Raw genomic sequence first — 7,253 nt, 5'->3', positions numbered from 1 at the left:
CGGGCCCGTCTCATGTGTTCTTTAGGCGGTCTGCGACAGGGCGACCCACCTGTCCAGCACCGCGGCCGCGGCTCCGGATTCAATGGACTGCTCGGCGCGGTTGAACGCGGCGGCCATGCGCCCCGCCAGTGGACCCACGGCGTCGAGGTCGAACGCCACCAGCCCGGCCGCGGCGTTGAGCAGCGCCGCATCGCGGGCCGGCCCCGGCGCACCGCCGAGGACAGCCCGGACGACGGCGGCATTGGCCACCGCGTCCCCGCCGCGCAGTTCCTCCAGCGTCGCCGTCCGGATGCCCAGATCGCGTGGATCAAACATCTCTTCAGTTACCTCACCGTTGCGGATCTCCCACACCCGCGACGGACCGGTGGTAGTGAGCTCATCCAGGCCGTCATTGCCGCGGAAAACCAGGCCGCGGTTGCCTCGCTTGGCCAGCACTCCGGCCACCAGCGGGGCCATTTGCTCATTGGCGACGCCCACCGCCGACGCCTGGACATGTGCCGGGTTGATCATGGGGCCCAGGAAGTTGAACGCCGTCGGAACGCCGAGTTCGCGGCGGGCGACGGCGGCATGCCGCATGGAGGGATGGAACACCTGGGCGAAGCAAAACGTGATTCCCGCCTCTTCGGCGTTGAGTGCCACGCGGGGAATGGGGAGATCCAGCCGGACGCCGAGGGCCTCCAGGACATCGGCGGATCCCGACGAGGACGACGACGCCCGGTTGCCGTGCTTGACCACCCGGGCCCCCGCTCCCGCGGCGATAAGGGCGGCCATCGTGGAGATGTTGACAGTGTTCTGCTGGTCGCCGCCCGTGCCCACGATGTCCAGCTTCTCGCCGGCAATGTCAATGGGGTTGGCGTTGGCGATCATCGCCTCCACCAGGCCGGCCAGCTCATCCACGGTCTCGCCCTTGGCACGCAACGCCACCAGGAAACCCGCCACCTGGGCCGGCGTCGCCTCACCGGACATGATGGAATTCATGGCCCACTCAGTGCTCCCGGCAGTGAGGTCGGCACCGCTGATGAGTGCGTTGATGAGCCGCGGCCAGGTGTTGCCTGCCGCCTGTGCAGATGCCTGTGAAGTCACCTCCCGATGCTATCGAGGTCGGCCCCGCAAAGACCAATGTGAACCCCGCCGGGAACTTTTCCGCGCGAATTCGCGTCTTTGTAGAAAAAGTCCTCCGAAAACGCGGTTTGCGTTGGGCAGGACGGACTTTTATAGACATAATGTCTATGTGACATCTGCGACCCATGCCCCCAGTACCCCGGCGCACCCGACGCTGAACCGCCCGAACATGGTTTCTGTTGGAACCGTTGTGTGGCTGTCCAGTGAGTTGATGTTCTTCGCCGGTCTCTTCGCCATGTACTTCACACTCCGTTCGACTTCCGGACTGATGTGGGCCGAAGAGACAGCCAAGCTCAACTTCCCGTTTGCGCTCGTTAACACGATCGTCCTTGTGGCAAGTTCCTTTACTTGCCAGATGGGCGTCTTCGCTGCCGAGCGGCTCCAGCCGCGCCGAACCGGCGGACGCTTCAGCTTCACCCAATGGGGGATGAACGGATGGTTCATCCTGACGTTCCTCATGGGTTCCTTCTTCGTCGCCGGCCAGGCGACCGAGTACGCCATGCTCGTTTCCGAGCATGTCTCGCTGTCCTCCAACGCCTACGGTTCGGCCTTCTACATAACGACGGGCTTCCACGGCCTGCACGTCATCGGCGGTCTGATTGCCTTCCTGCTCATCATGGGCCGCTCCTTCGCCGCGAAGAAGTTCGGACACTTTGAGGCAACTTCAGCGATCGTCACCTCGTACTACTGGCACTTCGTGGACGTCGTCTGGATTGGCCTCTTCCTGGTCATCTACGTCCTCAAGTAGTCAGACTTGACTCTTTTTCTACAAGAGGCAGAATTTCAAGAAGCGGCTCCCGGAGCCACCGCAGGATCGAATAAAGGAACCACCACGTGAAGGCACTCTCGCAGAAGCGACGTCACCCACTGGCAGCAATTGCACTGCTGCTGATGGGCCTCTTGGTCACGGGTGGGCTGTACGCCGTTGCCACCACCGTCAACCAGGCCAAGGCCGACACCACCACCTATAGCGCAAGCGACGTAGAGGAAGGCGGCAAGCTCTTTGCCGCTAACTGCGCCACCTGCCACGGCATGGGTGCCAGCGGTTCGCAGGCCGGGCCGTCCCTTGTGGGCGTCGGCGCCGCCGCTGTTGACTTCCAGGTCGGCACCGGCCGCATGCCCATGCAGATGAACGGCCCGCAGGCCTACAAGAAGCCCGCCCAGTTCAACGAGGAACAGACCAAGCAGCTGGCTGCTTATGTTGCCTCCCTCGGCCCCGGCCCGGCCATCCCCGAGGCAGGCGTGCTCGACGAAAAGGGCGACGCCGCCAACGGTGGAGAGCTGTTCCGCACCAACTGCGCAATGTGCCACAACGCCGCCGCCGCAGGCGGCGCACTGACCCGGGGCAAGTTTGCCCCTGCCCTCGCGGGTGTCTCCGGGCAGCACATCTACGAAGCAATGGTCACCGGCCCCCAGAACATGCCGGTCTTCAGTGACGCGAACATCTCCCCCGAGGGAAAGCGCGACATCATCACTTACCTGAAGCAGATTGAGGCCAACGGTTCACCCGGCGGCGCCGATCTTGGTGCTTTGGGACCGGTCTCCGAAGGTCTCTTTGTCTGGATCGCCGGGCTGGGCGTCATCATCGCGTTCACCATTTGGCTGACTTCCCGCACTTCATAAGCGGACCTTGCACCTGTAAGAATTTTCTGCTGACCCGTCAGCAGTTTGAATTGAAACCTAACTCGGCACTCGCCGAGACGAGAGAAGGATGAGGCGAATTATGGGCAACCATAGTGACGGCGGTCCGAACGACTCGGGCACCGTAGCTACGGCTGGTCAGAATGAGGTGGAGAAGTTCCAGGATCCTGGAATTCCCCCGCACCGTTTGCGCCTGGCTGACACGGACCCGAAGGCCGCAAAAAAGGCAGAACGGCAGGTAGCCCTTCTGTTCGGCATCTCGGTCGTTGGCACCTTGATATTCCTGGTGGCGTATTTCGCGATCGATCTGGGGCAAGACTCCGCGATCGCCACGATCCGCCTCCAGAATGCCCTGCTGGGCATCGGCACCGCTTTCGCGATGCTGGGCATCGGCACCGGTATCGTCCACTGGGCCAAGGCCCTTATGCCGGACCACGAGGTCTCGGAAGAGCGCCACGCGATCCGCACTGAGGAAGACCGCCAGGCTGCCGTGCGCATCGTCGATGACATCGTCGAGGAAACCGGCATTAAGCGCCGGCCACTGATCCGCAACACCCTGCTCGGCGCCGTCGCCCTCGCCCCCCTGCCGGCCCTGGCCATCTTCGGTGACCTCGGTCCCCGGCCGGACGACAAGCTGGCCCACACTCTGTGGGCACCGGCCCCGGACGGCAGGCTCAAGCGGCTAGCCCGCGACCCGGATGGCACCCCCATCAAGGCCGCGGACGTCACCATGGGCTCCGCGTTCCACGTCATCCCCGAAGGGCTGAACGAACTGAGCGAAGGAAAGCTGAACGAGAAGGCCAAATCGGTCGTTCTGCTCATGCGCCTGGACCCCGCACTGCTCAACCCCTCCCCCGAGCGCGCAGATTGGGCCTACAACGGAATCGTTGCATACTCCAAGATCTGCACCCACGTTGGCTGCCCTGTCGCCCTGTACGAACAGCAGACCCACCACCTCCTGTGCCCGTGCCACCAGTCAACCTTCGACCTGACCCAGCAGTGCAAGGTTATCTTCGGCCCGGCCAGCCGCCCCCTCCCCCAGCTGCCTATCGCAGTCGACGCTGAGGGCTACCTCGTCGCCACGAGCGACTTCCATGAACCCGTTGGACCGACCTACTGGGAGCGTGAGCAGCATGTCCTCAACAACAACGCCTGATGCCCCTGTCTTCGTCGCCAAAACCACAGGCGGCCGCATCACCGACTTCGTCGACCAGCGTGTCGGCGGCTCCGGAATCCTCCGTGAATTCGGCCGGAAGGTCTTTCCGGACCACTGGTCGTTCATGTTCGGCGAAGTGGCGCTGTACTCCTTCGTCATCCTGCTGCTCTCGGGCACGTTCCTGACGTTCTTCTTCGATCCGTCCATGGCGGAGACGCATTATGCGGGCTCGTACACGCCGCTGAAGAACGTGGAAATGTCGGTGGCCTACAGCTCCTCCCTGAACATCTCCTTCGATGTCCGCGGTGGGTTGTTCATGCGCCAGGTACACCACTGGGCAGCCCTGCTGTTCGTCGCATCTGTCTCCGTGCACATGCTCCGCGTGTTCTTCACCGGCGCATTCCGCAAGCCCCGCGAACTGAACTGGGTGGTGGGCAGCGTCCTGCTCATCCTCTCCATGGCCGCAGGCTTCACCGGCTACTCGCTCCCCGATGACCTGCTCTCCGGCAACGGCCTGCGCATCATCGACGGCGTCATCAAGTCCATCCCGGTCATCGGCACGTACACCTCGTTCTTCCTCTTCGGCGGCGAGTTCCCGGGCACCATGATCATCAGCCGCCTGTATATGCTCCACATCCTCCTGGTTCCCGCGCTCATCCTGCTGATGATCGTGATGCACCTCTTCATGGTGGTTGTGCACAAGCACACGCAGTACCCCGGCCCGGGCCGCAACGACGGCAACGTCGTCGGCTACCCCCTGGGACCGGTTTACGCGGCGAAGGCCGGCGGCTTCTTCTTCATCGTGTTCGGTGTCGTTGCCATCATGGCGGCGTTCTTCACTATCAACCCGATCTGGAACTACGGCCCGTACGACCCCTCCCCGGTTTCTGCAGGCACCCAGCCTGACTGGTACATCGGCTTCGTTGACGGCGCCCTTCGCCTGATGCCGGGCACGATCGGTGACTGGAAGGTCGAGCAGATCTGGTTCGGCCACATGTTCACGTTCAACGTGCTGCTGCCGGCACTCGTCCCGGCGGGCATCCTCTTCACGGTCATGTTCGCCTACCCGTGGATTGAACGCTGGATCACCAAGGACAACCGCGAGCACCATGTCCTGGACCGCCCCCGCAATGCTCCTACCCGTACGGCAATCGGCATGGCCGGTTTCGTCTGGTACTGCGTCATGTGGGCAGCGGCCGGCTCGGACCTCATCGCCACCCACTTCCACGTGGCCCTGAACGATGTCACCTACTGGCTGCGCGCACTGTTCTTCATCGGCCCGGTTATCGCGTTCATCGTCACGAAGCGGGTCGCCCTGGCGCTGCAGCGCAAGGACCGCGAGATTGCCCTGCACGGCCGTGAAACAGGCCGCATCGTGCGCCTTCCGCACGGCGAGTTCATCGAGGTCCACGCCCCGCTGGATGAATACAAGCGCTACAAGCTGGTCGGGTTCGAGTCACCGGCCCCGCTGCCTGCGGTGCCGAACGAGCACGGCGTCGTGGACCGCAAGGAAAAGCGCCGCGCGAAGCTTTCCCGCTGGTTCTTCGAGGACCGGGTTGCCCCGGCCACTCCGGCAGAGCTGGAGGCCGCTCACGGCCACCACGGCGCCCACGAAGCGATTGAAACCGCTGAGTCGAAGTCGCTGAGCCACTAGGCGGCACCAAGCACTACACAGGAAGGCCCGGTCCCCTTGGGGACCGGGCCTTCCTGCTTCCCCGGAAACGACAGAAACATAAGCAGCAACGCGGGGCACTTCGCGCCCTAAGCCCCTCGGAGGGGCGGGCGCGGACTGCCCCGCGTTGCTGTGGTCAGGGGCGGTACCCCGAGGCGTAGTTCCGGGTGGGCCTGACGCCGGGGCGCTGCAGGGGCACCCAGAGCTTGTAGCGGTCAGCCCGGTAGTAGGACACGGAGTAGTCCACCATGGCGCGGGCCACGAAGGCGTGGCGCTGGATCTTCAGCAGCGGGGTTCCGACCTCGACATTCAGGAGACGGGCCGTGGACGGCGACGCAGCCGTCGCCTCGATCATGTCCTCGCCCCATTCCATCACCAGCCCGTAGCGTTCGCTCAGCACGTTGTAGAGGGATGTGGGCGGTTCGCCGTCCAGCAGGCCGGGGACCCGGTGGGCCGGGATGAAGTTTTCATCCACGCTCATCGGTTCGTTGTCGGCCAGCAGGAGGCGCCGGAACCGGACCAGGGGTGTCCCCTCCTCCAACTGCAGCTCACGGGCCAGGAACGCGCTGGCGCCAATCTGCTCGAAGCTCAGGACCTTGGCGGCCGGGACCATGCCGCGGCGCTGCATCTCTTCGCTGTAGGAGGTCAGCTTTACCTGGAGATCCAGTTTGGGTTTGCGCACAAACGTACCCAGGCCCACGACGCGTTCAATCACTTCCTCACCTACGAGGGCATCGATGGCCTGGCGCACGGTCATCCGGGCGAGGCCGAAGCGCTGGGCGAGGTCCCGTTCGGAGGGCAGCGCAGATCCGGGCGGGCACGCGGCGGCGATGTGCGCGCGGAGGATCTCGCGCAACTGCACGTAGATCGGCACCCCGCTCTGACGGTCGATCTCGCCAATCATCTTGGACGCGTTAGTGGACGCCATGGTCCAGCCTCCGGTTGCGGCCCGGCGCGGGAAATACACTCATATCTCAAGGGTAAGCCCGTGCCCCGGCAGGTCTAGACCACGCCGCCGACTCAAGTCGTACCGGGTACTCCCCCGCCGCTACCCTTGTAGGTACAGGCCGTGGCCGGGGCAATGCCGCCCGCCCGGTCTGACGGACTGCCTGCCGGACGCCCTCCACCAGGGTCACCGGTCGCGTGGCCAGCCCGTGCAGCAGCAACACGTACAGAACAACACCAGCATGAGGGAGTCCCGTTGCCAGTTCGCAAGGCAATCGTCACGGCCGCCATCGGCCTCCACGCCCGGCCAGCGGCAGTATTTGTCCGGGCGGTCACGGCGACCGGCCTCCCGGTGACCATCAGCAAGGACGGCAGGCCAGGCGTCGACGCCCGCTCGCTGCTGGAGGTCATGACCGAGGACTTCGAGTGCGGCTGTGAGGTGGAGCTGGCCGTCGCTGCGGACGCCCTCCCGGCCTCCTGCAGCCCGGCAGAGGCCGAGGGTGCGCTGGAGGAACTCCGGATCCTCTTGGAATCGGCAGCGGCCGCCTGAGGGCCTCCCCGCTCCCATTCGGCGGCCCGCAGTGCGGTGCCGCGGCCCGCAGTGCGGTGCCGCCCTCCAGGCGGGACGCTGCGCAGGCGGGCTGGGCGCGCGGGGACGCGCCTCACCCGGCCGGCAGGAACTCAAGAACCAAGACAAAACGACGGCGGGCCCCACCA

General features: G+C 64.7%; 7 protein-coding genes. 5 read left to right on the top strand and 2 right to left on the bottom strand.

What is annotated here, in order from left to right; translation table 11 throughout:
• Window positions 1-21: 21 nt before the first annotated feature.
• Window positions 22-1,083, bottom strand: a complete 1,062-nt coding sequence (trpD, locus tag Y706_RS0111645) for an anthranilate phosphoribosyltransferase (RefSeq protein ID WP_028276732.1) — start codon at window positions 1,081-1,083, stop codon at window positions 22-24.
• 148 nt (window positions 1,084-1,231) lie between these two features.
• On the opposite strand from trpD, the gene Y706_RS0111640 reads away from it, so the two are divergent.
• From Y706_RS0111640 to Y706_RS0111625, 4 genes are all read left to right on the top strand, one after another.
• Entirely contained in the window at window positions 1,232-1,870 is a 639-nt protein-coding gene (locus tag Y706_RS0111640) for an aa3-type cytochrome oxidase subunit III (protein WP_173403075.1), read from the top strand.
• An 86-nt stretch (window positions 1,871-1,956) separates the two neighbouring features.
• Window positions 1,957-2,745, top strand: a complete 789-nt coding sequence (locus tag Y706_RS0111635) for a cytochrome bc1 complex diheme cytochrome c subunit (protein WP_028276731.1) — start codon at window positions 1,957-1,959, stop codon at window positions 2,743-2,745.
• Between the two features lie 100 nt (window positions 2,746-2,845).
• A complete protein-coding gene (locus tag Y706_RS0111630; protein WP_028276730.1) occupies window positions 2,846-3,919 on the top strand; it encodes a cytochrome bc1 complex Rieske iron-sulfur subunit in 1,074 nt (357 codons plus the stop codon).
• On the top strand, window positions 3,897-5,573 hold the full coding sequence (locus tag Y706_RS0111625; protein ID WP_028276729.1) for a cytochrome bc1 complex cytochrome b subunit: 1,677 nt from the start codon (window positions 3,897-3,899) through the stop codon (window positions 5,571-5,573). Before Y706_RS0111630 ends, Y706_RS0111625 begins: the two co-directional genes overlap by 23 nt.
• A gap of 154 nt (window positions 5,574-5,727) precedes the next feature.
• Here Y706_RS0111625 and Y706_RS0111620 read toward each other — a convergent pair whose 3' ends face one another.
• A complete protein-coding gene (locus Y706_RS0111620) occupies window positions 5,728-6,519 on the bottom strand; it encodes a GntR family transcriptional regulator (RefSeq protein WP_028276728.1) in 792 nt (263 codons plus the stop codon).
• Window positions 6,520-6,792: 273 nt separating this feature from the next.
• On the opposite strand from Y706_RS0111620, the gene Y706_RS0111615 reads away from it, so the two are divergent.
• The gene (locus Y706_RS0111615) at window positions 6,793-7,086 is read left to right on the top strand and encodes an HPr family phosphocarrier protein (protein WP_028276727.1); all 294 of its coding nucleotides are present in this window, start codon (window positions 6,793-6,795) and stop codon (window positions 7,084-7,086) included.
• The last annotated feature ends 167 nt before the right edge of the window (window positions 7,087-7,253 follow it).

It is taken from the genome of Arthrobacter sp. I3, from assembly GCF_000520575.1.
In the GTDB taxonomy this organism is placed as follows: domain Bacteria; phylum Actinomycetota; class Actinomycetes; order Actinomycetales; family Micrococcaceae; genus Arthrobacter; species Arthrobacter humicola_A.
Note: the sequence above shows the minus strand (reverse complement) of the source record. Positions and strands in the feature narration are given on the sequence as shown.

What these genes read in the sequence shown, in the direction of transcription:
- Y706_RS0111630 (WP_028276730.1), top strand. Translation starts at nt 2,846, where the DNA reads ATGGGCAACCATAGTGACGGCGGTCCGAACGACTCGGGCACCGTAGCT.
- Y706_RS0111625 (WP_028276729.1), top strand. Translation starts at nt 3,897, where the DNA reads ATGTCCTCAACAACAACGCCTGATGCCCCTGTCTTCGTCGCCAAAACC.
- Y706_RS0111620 (WP_028276728.1), bottom strand. Translation starts at nt 6,519, where the DNA reads ATGGCGTCCACTAACGCGTCCAAGATGATTGGCGAGATCGACCGTCAG.